Annotated in this window: 15 protein-coding genes; 6 read left to right on the top strand and 9 right to left on the bottom strand. The window is 65.2% G+C overall.

Going from position 1 to position 19,153, the window contains the following annotated elements:
- Positions 1-28 precede the first annotated feature (28 nt).
- Positions 29-649, bottom strand: coding sequence for a L,D-transpeptidase (locus tag N5A92_RS05215; protein WP_260901010.1), 621 nt, complete (start codon positions 647-649; stop codon positions 29-31).
- 230 nt (positions 650-879) lie between these two features.
- Between N5A92_RS05215 and N5A92_RS05210 the strand changes: the two genes are divergently transcribed.
- Positions 880-1,380, top strand: coding sequence for an MmcB family DNA repair protein (locus N5A92_RS05210; protein WP_260900826.1), 501 nt, complete (start codon positions 880-882; stop codon positions 1,378-1,380).
- A 166-nt stretch (positions 1,381-1,546) separates the two neighbouring features.
- On the opposite strand, the gene N5A92_RS05205 is transcribed toward N5A92_RS05210, so the two are convergent.
- From N5A92_RS05205 to N5A92_RS05180, 6 genes are all read right to left on the bottom strand, one after another.
- The gene (locus N5A92_RS05205) at positions 1,547-2,113 is read right to left on the bottom strand and encodes an ActR/PrrA/RegA family redox response regulator transcription factor (RefSeq protein WP_260900824.1); all 567 of its coding nucleotides are present in this window, start codon (positions 2,111-2,113) and stop codon (positions 1,547-1,549) included.
- 59 nt (positions 2,114-2,172) lie between these two features.
- Entirely contained in the window at positions 2,173-3,486 is a 1,314-nt protein-coding gene (locus N5A92_RS05200) for an ActS/PrrB/RegB family redox-sensitive histidine kinase (RefSeq protein WP_260900823.1), read from the bottom strand.
- A 110-nt stretch (positions 3,487-3,596) separates the two neighbouring features.
- The gene (gene hrpB, locus N5A92_RS05195; protein ID WP_260900822.1) at positions 3,597-6,053 is read right to left on the bottom strand and encodes an ATP-dependent helicase HrpB; all 2,457 of its coding nucleotides are present in this window, start codon (positions 6,051-6,053) and stop codon (positions 3,597-3,599) included.
- Positions 6,050-6,691: an ATP-binding cassette domain-containing protein gene (locus N5A92_RS05190; RefSeq protein WP_260900821.1), complete on the bottom strand. Its 642-nt coding sequence runs from the start codon at positions 6,689-6,691 to the stop codon at positions 6,050-6,052. Before N5A92_RS05190 ends, hrpB begins: the two co-directional genes overlap by 4 nt.
- Positions 6,692-6,699: 8 nt before the next feature.
- On the bottom strand, positions 6,700-8,376 hold the full coding sequence (locus N5A92_RS05185) for an ABC transporter permease (protein WP_260900820.1): 1,677 nt from the start codon (positions 8,374-8,376) through the stop codon (positions 6,700-6,702).
- Between the two features lie 235 nt (positions 8,377-8,611).
- Positions 8,612-9,832, bottom strand: coding sequence for an ABC transporter substrate-binding protein (locus tag N5A92_RS05180; RefSeq protein ID WP_260900819.1), 1,221 nt, complete (start codon positions 9,830-9,832; stop codon positions 8,612-8,614).
- Positions 9,833-10,288: 456 nt separating this feature from the next.
- Between N5A92_RS05180 and N5A92_RS05175 the strand changes: the two genes are divergently transcribed.
- The 4 genes from N5A92_RS05175 to N5A92_RS05160 all read left to right on the top strand — a co-directional run bounded on the left by N5A92_RS05175 (position 10,289) and on the right by N5A92_RS05160 (position 13,827).
- Entirely contained in the window at positions 10,289-10,600 is a 312-nt protein-coding gene (locus tag N5A92_RS05175; protein ID WP_260900818.1) for a (2Fe-2S)-binding protein, read from the top strand.
- Positions 10,566-11,051: a bacterioferritin gene (gene bfr / locus N5A92_RS05170; RefSeq protein ID WP_260900817.1), complete on the top strand. Its 486-nt coding sequence runs from the start codon at positions 10,566-10,568 to the stop codon at positions 11,049-11,051. Before N5A92_RS05175 ends, bfr begins: the two co-directional genes overlap by 35 nt.
- Before the next feature lie 305 nt (positions 11,052-11,356).
- A complete protein-coding gene (locus N5A92_RS05165) occupies positions 11,357-12,172 on the top strand; it encodes a C40 family peptidase (protein WP_260900816.1) in 816 nt (271 codons plus the stop codon).
- A 230-nt stretch (positions 12,173-12,402) separates the two neighbouring features.
- The gene (locus N5A92_RS05160) at positions 12,403-13,827 is read left to right on the top strand and encodes an alanine/glycine:cation symporter family protein (RefSeq protein WP_260900814.1); all 1,425 of its coding nucleotides are present in this window, start codon (positions 12,403-12,405) and stop codon (positions 13,825-13,827) included.
- Positions 13,828-13,898: 71 nt separating this feature from the next.
- On the opposite strand, the gene N5A92_RS05155 is transcribed toward N5A92_RS05160, so the two are convergent.
- Together N5A92_RS05155 and N5A92_RS05150 are read right to left on the bottom strand one after the other, a co-directional pair.
- Entirely contained in the window at positions 13,899-14,528 is a 630-nt protein-coding gene (locus N5A92_RS05155) for a hypothetical protein (RefSeq protein ID WP_260900813.1), read from the bottom strand.
- A 178-nt stretch (positions 14,529-14,706) separates the two neighbouring features.
- On the bottom strand, positions 14,707-17,142 hold the full coding sequence (locus N5A92_RS05150) for a hybrid sensor histidine kinase/response regulator (RefSeq protein WP_260900812.1): 2,436 nt from the start codon (positions 17,140-17,142) through the stop codon (positions 14,707-14,709).
- 188 nt (positions 17,143-17,330) lie between these two features.
- Here N5A92_RS05150 and lepA point away from each other — a divergent pair, with 188 nt between their 5' ends.
- Positions 17,331-19,139, top strand: a complete 1,809-nt coding sequence (gene lepA, locus N5A92_RS05145; RefSeq protein ID WP_260900811.1) for a translation elongation factor 4 — start codon at positions 17,331-17,333, stop codon at positions 19,137-19,139.
- Positions 19,140-19,153 lie beyond the last annotated feature (14 nt).

Below are 19,153 nucleotides of genomic sequence, written 5' to 3'. Positions count from 1 at the left end.
TGGCCCGTCTATTGCCGAGACGGTTCCGTCATCCCTTCACGACAACTTTTGCACCGATTTGTGTCCGGTTGTAAAGATCAATGATGTCCTGATTCAGAAGCCGGATGCAGCCCGAGGACATGGCTTTGCCGATGGAATGCCATTCCGGCGTGCCGTGCAGGCGATAGCCCGTGTCGCCGCCCTTGTTGAAAAGGTAGAGCGCGCGTGCGCCAAGCGGGTTGCTCAGGCCGGGCGGCATGCCGCCGCGCCACTTGGCCAGTTCTGGCTGACGCTTGATCATCGGCGCCGGCGGCGTCCAGGTCGGCCATTCGCGTTTCATGGCCACGCGCGCCGTCCCCGACCATTCAAAGCCCTCGCGCCCGACGCCGATGCCGTAGCGCATAGCCTTGCCGTTCTCCATCACGAGATAGAGGAACTTCTCCCGCGTATCGACGATGATGGTGCCCGGCTTCTCGTCCGTCTCATAAGAGATGATCTGGCGGTGATACTGCCGCGGTATCTTGGTGATCGGCACGCTCGGCAGCTGGTAGCCGGCATCGGTGACCGTGCCATAGTTGGACGTGAATATCTGTGCCGGTCCACCCGCGCAACCTGCTAGCGCCGCCGAAAGGCCGAGAACGGCCGCGGCGAAAAACGGCTTCAATTTCATGAAAGAATCCAACCCCCACATCATGGGCGTCAAAACAAACACCCATTTTTCGCGGCCATTCTTAAAGTGGGCGTTTACAGTTTGCCAAGATGGCATTTGATCCGCCCGCAATACCGTGAGCGCTTGCCTGTGTGTTATGGCAATTTGGCAACACCTCTCCGCATGATCGCCGACACGGCCGACCACGCCTGATCTTTTCCGCGCCGCTGATAACTGGCATTCTCACGCCCATGCCCATTGTCTCACCCGTTCCCGTCAACCCGCTGGCCGATGGCCGTCAGTCCGAGCGCGCGCTGGTCATCCGCCGCGGCGTGCAGCGCCTGCTCGCCGAGATGGGCTCTGTCGTTCTGCCGGAACTGTCGCTCGCCACCGGCCGCCGCGCCGATCTCGTGGCGCTGACGGCCAAGGGCGACATCTGGGTCATCGAGATCAAATCATCGATCGAGGATTTCAGGGTCGACCGCAAATGGCCGGATTATCGCCTGCACTCCGACCGCTTCTTCTTCGCCTCCCATCCGGCGGTGCCGACGGAGATCTTCCCCGACGACTGCGGCTTCATCCTGTCCGACGGCTACGGCGCGGAAATCCTGCGCGAGGCGCCGGAGCACCGCCTGGCGCCGGCCACCCGCAAGGCCCTGCTGCTCCGCTTCGCCCGTACGTGCGCAGCACGCCTGACGGCGGCCGAACTCGCCGGCGTGCCGATACCGATGCTGGACGGGGAGGGGGCTTGAAAGGATGAAGGCGAGTGCCTTCACCCTCTTGGTTCGACAGGCTCACCATGAGGGTGAGAGCAAGGCGCCCTCGCCGCAAGCTTCGGCGTTGGCGGGATGTGCGCAAACATAGCGCCCCATGGTGAGTTTGTCGAACCACGAGGGCGGAATGCCGCGTGCTGCCGGCTTAGCGCGGCGCCCTTTTCGCCAGGATCCGCTGCAGCGTCCGCCGATGCATGTTCAGCCGCCGCGCCGTCTCCGACACGTTACGGTCGCACATTTCGTACACGCGCTGGATATGCTCCCAGCGCACGCGGTCGGCCGACATCGGGTTTTCAGGCGGCTCGGCCTTCTCGTCCAGCTGGCGGGTGAGCGCTGCATAGATGTCGTCCGCGTCCGCCGGTTTGGAAAGGTAATCCACCGCCCCCAGCTTCACCGCTGTCACGGCGGTGGCGATGTTGCCGTAGCCCGTCAGAATGATGGCGCGCGCATCCTCACGCTTCTCGCGGATGGCCGAGACGACGTCGAGCCCGTTGCCGTCCCCCAGCCGCATGTCGACCACGGCGAATGCGGGTGCTGCGATTTTCACTTTGGCGAGCGCCTCGGACACCGACTCCGCCGTCTCCACGTCAAAGCCACGGCCCTCCATCGCCCGCGCCAACCGCACCAGGAAAGGGCGGTCGTCGTCGACGATGAGTAGGGAGCGCTCTTCGCCCGAAATGGTGTCGGCCTGTTCTGTTGCTGCTTCGTTCATCGTTCACTCGCTCTTTTTGAGGCTAGATGTAGCCCTGCGAGCCGGTTTTTTCCAGCTTTTCAGCCCCACGAAAAAGAACCGTCGCCAGTCAGGAACCGTTCGCGCGGCCAGCGCACGTCCACCGTCGCCCCCTTGCCCTTGCCGCCGGCGTTGGCAAATTCGATCGTCGCGCCCGAACGTTCCAGAAGCGTCTTGGCAATGAACAGTCCCAACCCCAATCCGCCGCTGGAGCTGGTCGCCTGCCGCCGCGACATGTACGGCTCGCCGATCCGGTCGATGATGTCGGCGGGAAACCCCGGCCCGTCATCGGTAATGGAGATGCTCACCGTCTCGGCGTCCCATGACCATTTGACGGTCACCACCTCGCGCGCGAAGTCGACCGCATTCTCCATCAGGTTGCCGAGCCCGTAGAGGACGCCGGGGTTGCGTCGGCCAACGGGTTCCGGCCCCTCCGTCTCGCCGGGCTCCAGCCGTATCCCGATGCCGAAGTCGCGGTGCGGCGCCGCTGTTTCCTCGATCAGCGAGGTCAGCGGCAACCGCGCCATGTGCGCCTCGCCCTCTGACGAGAGGCTGGTGAGCTGCCTCAGGATCTCGCGGCAGCGCTCGCTCTGCGAGCGCAGCAGCGTCACGTCCTCCTGGTAGCGCGGATCCCGGCCCAGCGCCTTTTCCATCTCGCGCGCCACCAGCGCAATGGTCGCGAGCGGCGTTCCCAGTTCGTGCGCGGCGGCCGCCGCCAGCCCGTCGAGCGCTGAGATATGCTGCTCGCGCTGCAGTACCAGCTCCGTCGCCGCCAGCGCGTTGGCCAGCAGCCGCGCCTCCTCCGCCACGCGATAGGCGTAGATGCCGGTGAAAGCGATGGCCGAGGTAACGGCGATCCACATGCCGGAAACGTAGAGGAAGGGCATGGCAAGTTCGGTGCCGGGGTACCAGGGCAGCGGCATGTGGAAGAAGGCAAGCAGGCTCGCCAGCCCGATGACGAGAAGCCCAAGGAAGCTGGTCCACAGGAGCGGCAGCGAAGTCGCCGAGATCACCACCGGCACCGTCATCAGGAGCGAGAACGGGTTGGTGAGCCCGCCCGTGAGGAACAGGAGCCCGACAAGCTGCAAGGCGTCGAAGGTGAGGATGGCAAGCGCCGATATCGGCGGCAGAAGGTGCGAAGCAGGAAAACGGAAGGTGAGATAGAGGTTAAGCCAGGCCGAAGCCGCGATCAGCACGAAGCACGGCCCCACCGGCAGAGGGAACTCCAGCCAGAAGGCCACCACCAGCACGGCAGCACTCTGACCGACGATGGCAAGCCATCTTAGCCGTATAAGCGTGGCGAGCCTGAGGCTGCGGCCATAGCGGGTGTGGGGTGTTCTAAGTTCTTCCAGCATCGGCGTCTTTATGAGCGGTGCAGCGCGGTTGGCCAAGTTTTATTTGGGGCGCGGCGTATCCGACTCCCCTCCTCGCGAGGGGGAGGGGAGCCGGATACGCTACGCTCCTCCTACCTCCCGCGCGGCTTCGCCCGCTTCGTGGGCGCTGCCGCCGCAGGGTCCTCCGGCCACACATGCTTCGGATATCGCCCGCGCATCTCCGCCCGCACATCCGCCCACGAGCCGCGCCAGAACCCTGGAAGATCCCGCGTCTTCTGGATCGGCCGATGCGCCGGCGACAGAAGCTCCAGCGTCAGCGGAACGCCGCCCGCTGTTGGATGCTCGGTCAGCCCGAAAAGCTCCTGCACCCGCACGGCCAGCACGGCCTCTCCGCCCTCGTAGCGGATGGGAAGCCGGCTCCCGGTCGGCGCGGTGAAGTGGCTCGGCGCCTCGGCGTCCACCCGCCGCTGCAAGTCGTAGGGCGTGAGCGCCATCAGCCCCTCACAGGGCACCCTTCCAGAAATGGCCGAAAGCGCAGCCTCGCCCTTCAGAAAAGGCAAAAGCCATTCCTCCAGCCGCGCCATCAGGGCCTCATCCTCCACGTCCGGCCAAGGCGGCCCCTTCGTGGCACTCAGGAAGGCAAGTCGCGCCCTGAGCGCCTCCGCCTCCCTGTCCCAGGGAAGGATGCCAAGCCCATGCGCCCGTACCGCTTCGAGAATGGCCCGATCCGCCGCCTCTCCCCTCGGCGCGGGCAAGGCCCGTTCGCCAAGTATGATGGCGCCGATCCGCCGCATCTCGCGCTCTCTCACCACGCCTTTCTCACGGTCGAACAGCATCTCCACCTGGTTCTCGATGCGATGCCCGATGCCAGCGACGATATCCTCCTCACTCACCGCCGCCGCCGCGGCGATGCGGGCGTTGCGCGCCCGGCCCTGCAGGTCGGCCACCACGAGGAAGGGCTCGCGCGCCAGCCGCTCGGCTGGGTCGAGCTGGCCCCCGCGCCCATTGGCCAGCACGAAACGCCCGTATTCACCGCGCGCTTTGGCCACCCGGTCCGGCCAGGCGTGAAGAAGCAGAGGGCCCGCCGCACTCTCCGCATCCTGCCGTCCGCCGCCGGCCGCCTGCGCCAGCCGCTCGGCCAGCCCCCGTGCCGCCTGCGCCCGCTGGCCACGCTCGGCCGCAAAGCGCGAGAGCCGCTCGTCGAGGTCGACGCTGTTGCCGCCCAGCCCGCGCTCGGAAAGGATGACGGCCAGCCGCGCCGCCGCCAGCGCCCGACCTTGCCGCGCAGCCACCGTCACCATATGCGCCAGCCGCACCGGCAGGGCGAGCCGCCGCATCGCCGCCCCGTCCTCCGTCAGTCTTCCCGCCGCATCCAGCGCCCCCAGCGTGCGCAGAAGCACGCGCGCCTCGTTAAGCGCGGCCTGTGGCGGCGGATCGAGAAAGGCGAGGCTCTGCGGTTCGGTAACGCCGAAGGCGGCGCAGTCCAGCACCAGCCCGGAAAGATCAGCCTCCAATATCTCGGGCGGCGTGAAGGCAGGCAGCGCCGCCGTCTGCTCCTTGCGCCACAGCCGCAGCGCCAGGCCGGGCGCGGTACGTCCCGCGCGGCCCGCCCGCTGGTCGGCCGAAGCGCGGGAGACGCGCACCGTCTCAAGCCGCGTCAGCCCCGTGTCCGGCTCGTATCTCGGCAGCCGCGAAAGCCCGCTATCCACCACCGCCGTCACACCGTCGATGGTCACAGAGGTCTCGGCGATTGCCGTCGCCAGCACGACCTTGCGCCGCCCCTCGGGCGCCGGCCGAATGGCCGCGTCCTGCGCCTTGCCGTCGAGGCCGCCATGCAGCGGCGCAAGATCGACATCGACGGGCAGGCGCCCGGCCAGCGCTTCCTGCGTGCGCGCGATCTCGCGCTGGCCCGGCAGGAAGGCAAGCACACCGCTGGCGCCATCCGCCACGAGCTGCCGCACCGCGCCCGCCACGGCGTCTTCTATCGCCCTGTCCGGCGCCCGCTCCGCATAGCGTATTTCGACGGGAAAGCTGCGCCCCGCGCTCTCCAGAACCGGCGCTCCGTCCAAAAGCTCGGCCACCCGCGCCCCGTCCAGCGTCGCCGACATGACGAGAAGCCGCAAATCCGGCCGCAGCGCCCCCTTCACGTCGAGCGCCAGCGCCAGCGCGAAATCCCCATCCAGCGAGCGCTCGTGAGCCTCGTCGAAGATCACCGCCGAGACACCTTCGAGCCCCGGATCGTCAATGATCATCCGCGCCATCACCCCCTCGGTGACGACCAGGATACGTGTCCGCGCCGAGACCTTGCGCTCCATACGCATGGCATAGCCCACCGCGCCGCCCGGCTCCTCGCCGAGAAGCGATGCCATGCGCCGCGCCGCCGCCCGCGCCGCAAGCCGTCTCGGCTCCAGAAGCACGATGCGTCCGCCCTTGCTCCACGCCTCGTCGAGAAGCGCCAGCGGCACCAGCGTCGTCTTGCCCGCCCCCGGCGGGGCCACCAGCACAGCCTTGCCCTGTGTCTCGAGCGCCTCCCGCAACCTCGGCAGCACCTCGGTGACGGGCAGGTCGGGCAGGCTCTGCGCACTCATTCGCCGATCCGCACGATCTCGCCGCCCGCCGCTTTCGCGTCCGCCTCGTCATGGGTCACGAGCAGCACCGGCAGACCGCTTTCGCGCGCCTTGGAAAACACCAGCATGCGCATCTGCTGCCGAAGCTCCATGTCGAGCTTGGAGAACGGCTCGTCGAGCAAAAGCATGCGCGGCTCAGAGACCAGCACCCGCGCCAGCGCCACCCGCGCCTTCTGCCCTCCCGAAAGCGTCGCCGGGTCGCGGTCTCCCATGCCGGCCATCTCCACCCCCGCAAGTGCGGCCTCGGCGTGCCGCATGCGCTCCGCACGCCCCTTCACGCTCTCGGGCAGGGCAAACATCAGGTTGCCGGCCACACTCATGTGCGGGAAGAGCAGGGGATCCTGAAACAGGATTCCCACATGCCGCTCTTCCGCCGGCAGCGCAGTGATCTCCACCCCGTCCACCAGAGCACGCCCCCGCGCCGTAAACGCCGGTTCGAGAAAGCCGCCGAGATAGGCAAGCAGACTCGATTTGCCGGCTCCCGAAGGTCCCATAACCGTCAGCACCTCCCCCGGCGCGACGCGGCAGGTGAGCGAGACGAGCACGCGGCCTTCAAGCGCAATCGTCACGCCGTCGAGAAAAAGCCCTTCTTTCGTCAATACGCCTCTCAAACCTGCATGCCGCGGAAGCGCCGGAATATCAGCGCCGGCAGGAGGGTGGCAACGCCAAAGCCGAGCATCGGCAAAAGCATCTGCCAGAAGGCATAGACGCCGATGATGCGCCGGTCGCCGCCCGAGGCCAGCGCCACCGCCTCCGATGTGATGGTGGTCAGCCTTCCCGCGCCTACCAGCACCGTCGGCAGATAGAGCCCCACCGACACCGCAAAACCGATCGCCCCCATGGTCAGCACCGCCCGTGTCATCATCGGCAGACGCACCAGCGCCAGGCGCCGCCACCGCCCCTTGCCGAACCCGGCTGCCACCTGGTTATAGCGCCGGTCGAAGGCGTGCCACGGGTCCTTGAGCGACAGATAGGCGTAAGGCATGACGAAGACGAGATGCGCCAGCACCAGCGCCGGCAGCGTGGCAAGCAGGTCCGCGTAGATAAGGAAGAGCTGCAGCCCGAAGACGAAGGCCACCTGCGGCACCAGAAGCGGCAGATAGAGCAGCATCAAGGCCCGCCGCGGCCTGCGCCCCGTCTCCTCCTCCCGCATCAGGCACAATATGGCGAGCAGCCCGGCTATGAGCGTGGCAAGCAAGCCCGCCAGTAGCGTGGTATAGAGCGGTGAGGCAATGCGCGGCATCGCCCGCATCCAGCTCTTCAGCGTGAAGGACGCCGGCAGCGCGTCGGGAAACTGCCACAGCCCGGCGAACGACCAAAGTGCCAGCGTGGCAAGCCCCGCGAACACAGCGCCCGCCGCAAGCCCCATGGCCAGAAGGGCAGCACCGCGCAGCAATGCATCGCGCCGCAGCCTCACGCCCTTCTCTACCCCGACGATACACAAGAAGCGCCCGATCCGCTCCAGCCCCATCCACAGACCGAGCGCGACCGCCGTCACGGTAAGCTGCAAGAGCGCCCCTGCGGAGGCGAGATAGCGCATGGAAAGGTCCGGATCGTTCATCCATTCCACCAGCCGCACGGCCAGCGGTGCCGGCCGCGTCGGTCCCAGGATAACCGCCACGTCGACCACCGACGTGGCAAAGGCGATGACGGCGAAGACCGGCAGCCGGATCTGCCGATAAACCGCCGGCCACACACCGAGCAGGAAACCCGCCACCCGTCCGTAGCCCATGGAAGCGGCCAGCGTCCGCGTCTCCTTCAGCCGCACCTGCGGCAGGGCGGCGAGCGTCATCAGAAGCAGGAACGGGATCTCCTTCACAATGAGCCCCGCCATCATGGAAAGCCCCATCGGGTCGTGCACGACAAGCAGGTCCGGCGGCCGCTCCCATCCCGTCAGTGCCGGTGAGATGAGCCGCGCCGCCATCCCCGACGGCGCAATCAGGAAAGCCAGCGCAAAAGCCGCCGCCGCGTGCGGCAGCGACAGAAGCGGTGAAACGAGATGCTGCACCCGGCCGAAAAGCTGCGTCCCCGCCCAGCCGGCCACGAACAGAACGACGACGCCGAGCGAAAAAAGCGCCGTCACCAGCCCCGCCGCCAGGCTGATCGCGGCCGAGGTCAGGATAGCCGGCTGCGAGAGAAGCGCATGCACATGCTGAAGCGTAAGCTCCATCCCGCCCAGCACCGGCAGGAAGCCGAAAGCCGGCAAAACCGTCCCCGCGAGCCCGAAGGCGATAGGGCCCGTCAACAGAAGAATTGTGACAAGCGGCCCGAGTCGCGTCAGCATAGGTGCCGCGCCTTGCCCTCCCCCTTGCGGGGAGGGCTATCGCATATGGGTTCTGAGTCCTTGATTGTACCCCCACTCCTTACCCCTTCGCTCAAGGGGGAGGGGGGCGCCGACGCCTCGGAATCCCCCTCTCCTAGGGGAGGGGTAAGGGGTGGGGGCTCCGGCAAAGCCGGCAAAAAAGGCTCATAGGCGATAGCCCTCCCGCAAGGGGGGGAGAGGGCCGCCCGCACCTCCTTCAATTCTCCGCCGTGTAGCGCCGTTTCCATTCCTCCTCGAGCCGCTCCATCCAGCTCGGATGCGGCTCGGGCAGCGCCGGGCCGAGCTCGTCCGGAGCCAGCGTCGCCACGCCCAGTTCGATCGCTTCGAAGCGCGCCCGCGCCTCCTCGTCCAGCTTGTTCAGCGCCAGCACCGTCGGGTCTCCCCACACCGCCGGGTCCTGCTTCTTCGCCTGCGCTTCCGGAGAGATGAGGAAGTTCGCCGTCACCAGCGCCCCCGCCTTGGCCGAGGCATTGTAGGGAATGGCGACGAAATGCGTGTTGGCCAGCGTCCCGCCGGGAAACGTGAAGGAACGCACGGTGCCCGGCAGCTCCCCGTTGGCAATCGCACTCGAAGCCTCCGACGGGTTGAAGGCGAAGATGATATCGAGTTCGCCATCGGCCAGAAGCTGCTTCATGGCAGGATAATTCTGCGGGAAGATGCGGCCGCTCCGCCAGGCCACCGGGTGCAGCGCATCAAGGTAGGCGAACAGCGGCTCCACCACGTCTTCGAACGTCTCCTCCACCACCGGCTCCTGCAGCACGGAAGGGTCCTCCACCTTCTCCAGAAGCACCTGCTTCAGGAACGATGAGCCGATGAAGTCCGGCGGCTGGGGATAGGAAAACCGGCCCGGATGCGCCTTTGCCCATTCAAGCAGTCCATCGGCGTCCCGCGGCAACGCGTTCTCGTCCATACGCGCCGAATCGTGGAAAAACACCAGCTTCGCCATCCCCCAGGGGCTCGCCATCCCTTCCACAGGAATGGTGAAGTCGGTCAGGATCGTCGGCTTGTTCTCGTGGTCCACGTAGCGCCAGTTGGGCAGCGCATCCGCCCAGCCGGGCGAGAACAGAAGCTCGCGCTGCTTCATTGCGGCAAAGTTTTCGCCGTTGATCCACACAAGGTCCACCGACCCGCCGGTGTCGCGGCTCGCCGCCTTCTCGGCCACCACGGTGGCCACGGCATTGGCCGTATCCTCCAGCTTCACATGCACGAGCCGCACGCCATAGCGCTTCTCAAGCTCGCCCGCCGCCCATTCGATATAGGCGTTGATGTTCTCCGCCCCGCCCCAGGCGTTGAAATAGACCGTCTGGCCGCGTGCCTCCTCAAGCACCTCCTGCCAATCCGAGGGATGGACATCCTCCGCGTGCGCCGAAATGGCCGCGAGGGCGAAAAGCGTGGCTGCAACGATCCGCGTCAGCAAAGCGGTTCCTTTCCCGATTAGAGCAATTCCAGGAAAAGTGGAAACCGGTTTTCCGTCCGGAATTGCGACAAAACAAAGCGTTGGCGCGATTGAGCACCGCCCGCACCGGCAAATCAATGCCGGCGCGCTCGCGCCCCACTCACTTCGCCGTGAGGCAGTCTCCCGCGGCCCTGCGACATTTTCGCACCTTCTCCTCAAGCATGACACTCCTTGTCAGGTTTATATTGACAGCATCCCGGCAGTCGCGTTTTTATGTGCACCATCCGAAGGATGCGTTCCTTTGATGTCCGGGCCTTGAACCCGTCTCATTGGAGAACGCCATGCCGGTCGGACGCCGAAAAGGGCCCGCTCCCGCCCTGATATGGCGCCTGCCGCGGGCTTTTCCCCAAAAGATTTCAAGGCCGGTCGAAGGCGTGCGCTTCGGAGCTTGCTCCTGAAGGACCAGTCGCGGAAGCCATGCTCGTCTGTCACTGCAACCTCATCACCCAGAAGGAAATCGAGGCGACCATCGTCTCGATGCTCGATGAGGATCCGTGGCAGCTCATCGTTCCCGCCAAGGTCTATCACGCGATGGCGCAGCGCGGCCGCTGTTGCGGCTGCTTTCCAAATGTGGTGGAAACGATCATTCGGGTAACCGAGGATTATCACCGCAACGCCGATGGTGGTGACGCGGAGATTGTGACACATCTAGATCGTGTGCGCGCCTTGCGCGAGAAATTCGGGAGCAAATTCAGTGAAAGGCGACAAAAAGGTCATCGAGCGGCTTAACGAGGCCCTGTTCCTCGAACTCGGCGCCGTTAACCAATACTGGGTTCATTACCGCCTCCTGGAGGATTGGGGCTACACCAAGCTTGCCCAGAAGGAGCGCGCCGAATCCATCGAGGAAATGCACCACGCCGATAAATTGATCGAGCGCATCATCTTCCTCGAAGGCCACCCCAACCTGCAGACGATAGCGCCTCTGCGCATCGGCCAGAACGTCAAGGAAGTTCTGGAGGCCGACCTCGCCGGCGAATACGACGCCCGCAAGGCCTACAAGGAGTCGCGCGAGATCTGCAACAAGCAGGGCGACTACATCTCCATGAAGCTCTTCGAGGAGCTTCTGGCTGATGAGGAAGGCCACATCGATTTCCTCGAAACCCAGCTTCAGCTTCTCGAAGCCATCGGCGAGGCCAAATACGGCCAGCTCAACGCCGGCTCCGCCGAAGATCAGGATTAGGGTCGGGAGGCAGGCGCTTGGGCGCGTGCCCCTCTGTCCTGCCGGACGTCTCCCCCGCGAAGGGGGGGATTGGCTGGCAGAGACGTCGACACCTCACTTTCCAGTATTGCCGTTTGGCGAAAGCAGACATGGATGCCTGATCTCCCCCTTTTTGGGAGATGTCCGGCAGGACAGAGGAGGGCGCGACGGGGCGCATCCACCCCCAGCCATCGAATCCACCCCCAGGGCTTGCCAGACCGCCGACGGTGCGGAAAGCTGCGGCGGCAACGTGATTCCCGCAGTACGGCACAGCGACTGGCCAGCGCATGAGCGACATCACCAACAGCGCCCTCGACCGTCTCGGGCATTTTCTGGCAAGGCGCCTGCAGCGGGAGTCGTCCGGCTACCAGCCCTACACACCCTCCGACCCGGAAATCCTCCACCGCACCCTGCAGCCTGGCGACATCCTGCTGGTCGAGGGAGACCGGCGTGTCTCCGCGGCAATCAAATACCTCACCCAGTCCACCTGGAGTCATTCCGCGCTCTTCGTCGGCGATGCCCTGCCGGAGCCTGCCGACGGGGGTGAGCGCCCGCGCCTCATCGAGGTCAATCTGGGTGAGGGCTGCGTGGCCGTGCCCTTGTCCAAATACCGGACCTACAACACCCGCATCTGCCGCCCCAGCGGGCTGACACCGGATGATCGCAACGCCATCATCACCTTCATGATGGAGCGGCTGGGCCTGAAATACGACATGCGCAACATCCTCGATCTGATGCGCTATTTCCTGCCCACGCCGCCGGTTCCCGTGCGCTGGCGCCGCCGGCTGATTGCGCTCGGCTCGGGCGACCCCACCCGCGCCATCTGCTCCTCGCTGATCGCCCAGGCGTTCCAGTCCGTCGCCTATCCCATCCTGCCCAAGGTCGCCCATGTGCCGGGCCAGGCGTCCGCCGAATCCACCTATTCGAGGCAGGAAATCCTGCAAATCCGCCACCATTCGCTCTTCACGCCGCGCGATTTCGACCTCTCGCCCTATTTCCAGATCGTCAAGCCGACGCTTGTCTTCGGCTTCGACTACAAGTCGCTGCAATGGGCCGAGAAGGAAGCCGAGGCCAGGCTTCACGCCGGAGAGGAAGCCGGCTGAACGGAGGACCACGCGACGCACGCTCTCACCGTCACGGTTCGCCTTCCATGCCTTCTTCGGCCGCCGCCTGGGAAGCGTTTGTCCTTTCCGTCCACCGCTGTTCACTGCGCGCGGCCCGTGCTTCGCCGACGGGGGCCGGCTCAACCGCCGCAACGTCGTTGGTGCGCTGCGGGAAATAGTGAGATACTGAATTTATTGAAGCATTACAGCATTATAGGAGGGACTAACGAATGGACATTATCAGAGCCTTCTTCGGTCTGATCGACAGTTTGACGTGGGGCTGGGCGCTTGTTCCCATTCTGGTGGTCTTCGGCGTGTTCATCACGTTGATGACCGGCTTCGTCCAGTTTGAATATTTCGGACGGATGTTCCGGGTTCTGTCGGGGAAGAACCAGAGCGCCGATCCCAACGCGATCAGCGCCCGCGCTGCGCTGCTTGTGTCGGTCGGGGGACGCGTTGGCGGAGGCAATATCGCCGGCGTGGCGGTAGCGATTACTTTGGGCGGGCCCGGCGCTGTGTTTTGGATGTGGGCGATTGCCCTCGTGGGCATGGCCACCAGCCTTGTCGAATCCTCGCTGGCGCAGCTTTTCAAGCGTTCGGTAGGGGACGGGACTTATCGCGGCGGCCCGGCAAGCTACATATTGTTCGGGCTGGGCAAGGAGTACCGCTGGCTTGCCGTGCTTTACGCGATCTGTCTGATCGCCGCTTTCGCGTTGGGTTTCAACGCTTTCCAGGGCAACACCTTCGCCGGCGCAGCCCAGGATAGCCTCGGGATCGACCGGATCTGGACCGCAATACTACTCACCGCGATTACCGGCTTTATTGTCTATGGCGGTATCCGGCGCATTGCTAAAGCGGCCGATGTCATCGTCCCGATCATGGCGCTCGGCTACATCGCGATGGCCCTCATCATCATCGTGCTCAACATCACCGCGATCCCCGGCGTCTTGTGGACGATCATCACCAACGCTTTCGGGTTCGAAGAGGTCGTCGGCGGCGGCATGGGGGCGGCGATCGCCCAGGGCCTGCGGCGCGGCCTCTTCTCGAACGAGGCAGGGCTGGGCTCGGCACCCAACGTGGCGGCGACCGCGCATGTGCGCCACCCAATCAGCCAGGGCATCACCCAGTCCTTCTCGGTCTTTATCGACACGATCCTCATCTGCTCGTGCACCGCATTCATCATCCTGCTCAGCGACGTCTACCAGCCGGGAGTTAGCGATATCGACGGTGTGGTGCTGACACAGCAGTCGCTCGTCTCGCACATGGGGGAATGGTCGCAGTATTTCCTGACCTTCGCGCTCCTGCTCTTCGCCTTCAGCTCGATCATGTACAACTATTATCTGGGCGAAAACGCCATCGCCGTGATGACCGGTAGCCCGATATCGGTGCACGTGCTGCGTATAGCGGTCATGGGAATCGTATTCCTCGGGGCGACGGCGCCGGGGGCAACCGCGGTGTTCTTCTTCTCGGACCCGTTGATGGGCATCCTGGCGCTGGTGAACCTTGTGGCGATCATGATGCTCTTCCCCGTCGCCTTGCGCATCCTGCGCGATTTCCGCGCGCAGTTGAAAGCCGGCATCGAGCGGCCGGTGCTGGCGCCCGAGAAGTTCCCGGATCTGGATATCGATCCCACGGCCTGGCAGCACGACAAGTAAGGCCGGCGTGACAGCAATGGGCAGGGGCGGCCCCTGCCCGGCACTCAGGGCAGGGCTATCGCCCATGGTTTTCATACGGCCTGTTGACCCCCACCCCTAACCCTCCCCTCAAGGGGAGGGGGACGAAAGAGAGAGTGCGGCCCTTCTTCTCCAGTGCCTTTCGGCAATCGGCGCTTCCGAACTTCGGCTATAGCCCGCTCTTGCGCGAACTCCCGCGCCTCTTCGAGGCGACCATTCTTTAGAAACTGTCCCGTCGATGCCAAGAACTTTGCGGCTGCGTTAGCGTTCGCCGCATCAGTTAGAGAATCATCGTATGTTGGGAACCTGATGCCGGATTTGTGCAGCTCCCAAAAAATCGGCTGCAAGAGCGCACGGTGGTGCTCGTATTTGTTTTGCCGCTTATCCGCGCTGAGAATTTCGCGGCTCAGGTTGATGCACTCCTGCCCCAGCGTGCTTAGGCGCTTCCTTGTCCTGTTTTCTTTGAACCGAGAAAGAAAGGGCCGAGCGTCCATCCAGATGATGTACGCTACCGCTAGGATAGCGAAGGCCAGAATGAGATCGCTACGGTCAACCATGGTCGCGACCGTTCGAAGCCAGGGGTAGGCATCCGGAAGACCATAGAGATCGGCTGGGATGTAGATCAGCCCTATCAAGAGTCCGCCGAATGCGAGCGCGTCCCAAAAGCGTTTGATCACCGTCATAGCCGGAGAATGCCCGCGCCAGCATGCTTCGTGGAGTCACCATCTCAGCGCCTCCACTGAGACTTGGTGCTTTTGCTACATAAGGCCGGAGGGGAGGGTTGAGGGTGGGGGGCGGGCGAAGCCAAACGAAGACTCCGTCCGTATGCAATAACCCTAAGCCCCAGGGGAGGGTGCGCCTTTATCCCGCTCGCCAGGCCACATCCGTCGCCGGCAGCCACTCGTCCACCTTGGCCTCCAGCCGCGCCGGCGAGACCGGCTTCGTCATATAGTCGTCCATGCCCGCCTCCAGGCAGCGCTCCCGGTCGCCCTCCAGCGCGTGTGCCGTCAGCCCGACGATAGGCGTGCGTTGCAACCCTTGTTCCGCTTCCGCCCGGCGGATCGCTTCCGTCACCTCGAGCCCGTTCATCTCCGGCATGGAAACGTCCATGAGGATCAGCGCCGGACGGCGGCTGCGCCACAGCGCCAGTGCCTCGCGCCCATCCTCCGCGACCACATAGCGCCGCCCCGTGCCGTCCAGGATCTGGCGCAGGACGAGCTGGTTCACTTCGTTGTCCTCGGCCACCAGAATATCGATCTCCCCGCTCGGCACGGCCTCTGTCTGCACCGCCGGTACTGCACTCTCGACCTCCGGCACCGGCTGTTCCGCCCGCGCCGTTCGCCGCGCCTTGGCAAGCACTTCAGATATCGTCTCGCGCAACAGGGCCGAACGCGCGGGCTTCGTCAGGATCGCCTGTGCACCTGCGGCCTTCAGTTCGCGCAGCGCCAGCATGTCGTCCACCGAGGTCAGCAGGATAACGCCCGTGCGCGTTCCCGTCCGCCGCAGCCGCTGCAGCATCTCCGCTCCGTTCATCCCCGGCATCTGATAGTCGAGGATGACGAGGTCGACCGCCGCTCCCATCCGCTCCGCCTCGGCCAGGAAGGCAAGCGCCATCTCACCGCTCTCCACCGCGCAGGAATCGAAGCCCCAGTTGCGCGTCTGCTCGGTCAGTATGCGCCGGTTGATCCCGTTATCATCGACGATGAGGATGCGCCCGCCCTCGGCGGCCGCCGTCTCCGGCTCCACCTCTTCGCGCGGCCCCTCATACGCTGGAAGGGCAACGCGGAAATGAAATCTCGAACCCTCCCCCATCCGGCTTTCCACGCCGATCGTCCCGCCCATCAGCTCCACCAGCCTGGCGGCGATGGCAAGCCCCAGTCCCGTGCCCTCGTGGCGCCGGGTCGAGGAGGTGTCGGCCTGGCTGAATTTTTCGAACATGCTGGCGATCTTGTCCTGAGGAATGCCGATCCCCGTATCGCTCACCGAAAACAGCACTTCCCCGCCCTCGCGTGACACTTCGACCAGCACATGTCCCCGCTCGGTGAACTTCACCGCGTTGCCGGCAAGATTGGTCAGCACCTGGCGGATGCGTCCGACATCCCCCACCACCCGGCCCGGCAGCTCGGGGTCGATGCGCACGATCAGCTCCAGCTTCTTCTCCGAGGCACGCGCGGCCACCAGCGTGGCCACATCCTCCACCGCCTCGGCCAGATCGAAGGGTGCTGCCTCGATCTTGGCGTGGCCCGCCTCGATCTTGGAATAGTCCAGGATGTCGTTGATGATGGTCAGGAGCTGGTCTCCCGACTTCATGATCACGTCGTTATAGGTGCGCTGCCGCGCGTCGAGCTCGGTCGCCGCCATCAGTTCCGCCATGCCGAGCACGCCGTTCATCGGCGTCCTGATTTCATGGCTCATATTGGCCAAAAATTCCGATTTCGCCTTGTCCGCCGCCTTCGCCCCCTCGATCGCCGTCTTCAGCCGCGCCAGTGCGTGGCGGATGGAGCGGTCCATCGGCAGGAAGATGAAAACGAGGATCGCCGCGGCAAATGCCGCCAGCGCCACCGCGATCGCATTGATGGTCACCTTCACCTGGTCGGCCAGCCGGCGGTTGAACGCGCGCAGCCTCTCAGCCACCTCTCCCAGCGCCGGCTGCACCAGGTATCCGATCGTCCCGTCCAGAAGCTTGCCCGCCGAGGCGCGCTCCGCCGCCCCGCCCGAGGCGGCGGCGGTAAGCTGGTCGTGGAATTGCCGCAGCAGCGCGACCGGCTCCATGTCGCCGTATGGCGTCGGCGCCATGAGCTTGGCCTTGAGCCTGCCGTCGAGATCCCCCCACAGCACCGTCATCCGGCCGATCACGCGGTCGATCTGGTCGGCGCTCACCTCGAGCGCCTTCTCCGCCCACGCGACGTCGTCGCCGCGCTCGCCGGCCATGGCGATGGCCGTGCGCGAGGCCCGTTCCGCCGTCTCGGAAGCTTCGGCCACCAGCACCGCCATCGCGGTGGCGTTGGAAAACCGCGCATTGACGTAGTGCGCCGACACGATGAAGGCCACCGCCGGGACGATCAGCGTCCCCATCACGATGAAATAGCGCAGGCGCAGGCCGCGCACCGCCTTGTCGATCGTTTGCGAGGGATCGCCGTCCTCGGCCGCCGGCCCATGCCGCCTGAGGCGCCGGATCTCCACCGCCAGCAGACACAATATCGCCAGCGCACCCGCCGCCATCGCCATATAGACGAGGCTCTCGGCCGAGTTCAGCTGCACGCCACCGCCGGCACTGAGGCCGAATAGATCGAGCATCGATAACCCCCAATGCGCGACCCGACGCCGTCCCCCTGGCACGGGCCGCCGGCCGGAAAATGTGCGCATTACGTGAAGTTTCGGTTAAGCGCCTATGCTGGGTTGAGAGCGGTTGCACCTTTCACCCGCCACCGCGGGTGCAAATCATACCTTCCCTTCGCCGCCGCATATGCTCTATACGCGCCTTCATGACGAACACGCCCATTTCCCGTATCCGCAACTTCTCCATCGTCGCCCACATCGACCATGGCAAGTCGACGCTCGCCGACCGGCTCATCCAGATGACCGGCTCGCTCGAAGAGCGCGAGATGAAGGAGCAGGTGCTCGACGCCATGGACATCGAGCGCGAGCGCGGCATCACCATCAAGGCCAACACCGTCCGCCTCGAATACGACGCGAAGGACGGCCAGCACTACGTTCTTAACCTCATCGACACCCCCGGCCACGTCGACTTCGCCTACGAGGTCTCCCGCTCGCTCGCCGCCTGCGAAGGCTCCCTCCTCGTCGTCGACGCCTCCCAGGGCGTCGAGGCCCAGACGCTGGCCAACGTCTACCAGGCGCTCGACAACGACCACGAGATCGTCCCCGTCCTCAACAAGGTGGACCTTCCCGCCGCCGAGCCCGAGCGCATCAAGGAGCAGATAGAGGACGTCATCGGCCTCGACGCCTCCGACGCCCTGATGATCTCCGCCAAGACCGGCCTCGGCGTCGACGAGGTGCTCGAAGCCATCGTCACCCGCCTCCCGCCGCCGAAGGAAGGCGACGCCACAGCCCCCTTGAAGGCCCTCCTCGTCGACTCGTGGTACGACGCCTATCTCGGCGTCATCGTGCTCGTACGCATCATCGACGGCGTCATGAAGAAGGGCCAGACCGTGCGCATGATGGGCACGGGCGCCAAGTACCAGATCGACCGCGTCGGCGCCATCACGCCCAAGATGGTCATGGTCGAGGGTCTCGGCCCCGGCGAGATCGGCTTCATCACCGCTTCCATCAAGGAAGTGGCCGACACCCGCGTCGGCGACACCATCACCGAGGACAAGCGCCCCACCGAAAAGGCGCTCCCCGGCTTCAAGCCCGCACAGCCCGTCGTCTTCTGCGGCCTCTTCCCCGTAGACGCCGCCGATTTCGAGGGCCTGCGCGCCGCCGTCGGCAGGCTGCGCCTCAACGACGCCTCCTTCTCCTACGAGATGGAAACCTCGGCCGCCCTCGGCTTCGGCTTCCGCTGCGGCTTCCTCGGCCTCCTCCACCTCGAAATCATCCAGGAGCGCCTGTCCCGCGAGTTCGACCTGGATCTCATCGCCACCGCGCCCAGCGTCGTCTACCGCATGAACCTCATCGACGGCACGACCATCGAGCTCCACAACCCCGCCGACATGCCGGACGTGATGAAGATCACCTCCATTGAAGAACCGTGGATCCGCGCCACCATCCTCACCCCCGACGAGCACCTGGGCGCCATCCTCAAGCTCTGCCAGGAGCGCCGCGGCGTCCAGGCCGACCTCTCCTACGCCGGCTCCCGCGCCATGCTGGTCTACGACCTGCCGCTCAACGAGGTGGTGTTCGACTTCTACGACAGGCTGAAATCCATCAGCCGTGGCTACGCCTCCTTCGATTATCACCTGACCGACTACCGCGAGGGCGACCTCGTCAAGATGTCGATCCTCGTCAATGACGAGCCGGTCGACGCGCTATCCATGCTCGTCCACCGCTCCCAGGCGGAGCGGCGCGGCCGCACCATGTGCGAGAAGCTGAAGGAGCTCATTCCACAGCACATGTTCAAGATCCCGATCCAGGCCGCCATCGGCGGCAGGATCATCGCCCGCGAGACCATTTCGGCCCTGAGGAAGGACGTGACGGCCAAGTGCTACGGCGGCGACGTGACACGAAAGCGCAAGCTTCTGGAGAAGCAGAAGGAAGGCAAGAAGCGCATGCGCCAGTTCGGCAAGGTGGAGATCCCGCAGGAGGCGTTTATTCAGGCGTTGAAGATGGGGGATTGAGGGGCTTTTGGCGT

Source organism: Chelativorans salis (assembly GCF_025336525.1).
Lineage (GTDB): Bacteria > Pseudomonadota > Alphaproteobacteria > Rhizobiales > Rhizobiaceae > Chelativorans > Chelativorans salis.
This window is presented reverse-complemented; position numbering and strand designations above follow the sequence as displayed.

What these genes read in the sequence shown, in the direction of transcription:
- N5A92_RS05215 (WP_260901010.1), bottom strand. Translation starts at nt 649, where the DNA reads ATGAAATTGAAGCCGTTTTTCGCCGCGGCCGTTCTCGGCCTTTCGGCG.
- N5A92_RS05210 (WP_260900826.1), top strand. Translation starts at nt 880, where the DNA reads ATGCCCATTGTCTCACCCGTTCCCGTCAACCCGCTGGCCGATGGCCGT.
- N5A92_RS05205 (WP_260900824.1), bottom strand. Translation starts at nt 2,113, where the DNA reads ATGAACGAAGCAGCAACAGAACAGGCCGACACCATTTCGGGCGAAGAG.
- N5A92_RS05200 (WP_260900823.1), bottom strand. Translation starts at nt 3,486, where the DNA reads ATGCTGGAAGAACTTAGAACACCCCACACCCGCTATGGCCGCAGCCTC.
- hrpB (WP_260900822.1), bottom strand. Translation starts at nt 6,053, where the DNA reads ATGAGTGCGCAGAGCCTGCCCGACCTGCCCGTCACCGAGGTGCTGCCG.
- N5A92_RS05185 (WP_260900820.1), bottom strand. Translation starts at nt 8,376, where the DNA reads ATGCTGACGCGACTCGGGCCGCTTGTCACAATTCTTCTGTTGACGGGC.
- N5A92_RS05175 (WP_260900818.1), top strand. Translation starts at nt 10,289, where the DNA reads ATGCTCGTCTGTCACTGCAACCTCATCACCCAGAAGGAAATCGAGGCG.
- N5A92_RS05165 (WP_260900816.1), top strand. Translation starts at nt 11,357, where the DNA reads ATGAGCGACATCACCAACAGCGCCCTCGACCGTCTCGGGCATTTTCTG.
- N5A92_RS05160 (WP_260900814.1), top strand. Translation starts at nt 12,403, where the DNA reads ATGGACATTATCAGAGCCTTCTTCGGTCTGATCGACAGTTTGACGTGG.
- N5A92_RS05155 (WP_260900813.1), bottom strand. Translation starts at nt 14,528, where the DNA reads ATGACGGTGATCAAACGCTTTTGGGACGCGCTCGCATTCGGCGGACTC.
- N5A92_RS05150 (WP_260900812.1), bottom strand. Translation starts at nt 17,142, where the DNA reads ATGCTCGATCTATTCGGCCTCAGTGCCGGCGGTGGCGTGCAGCTGAAC.
- lepA (WP_260900811.1), top strand. Translation starts at nt 17,331, where the DNA reads ATGACGAACACGCCCATTTCCCGTATCCGCAACTTCTCCATCGTCGCC.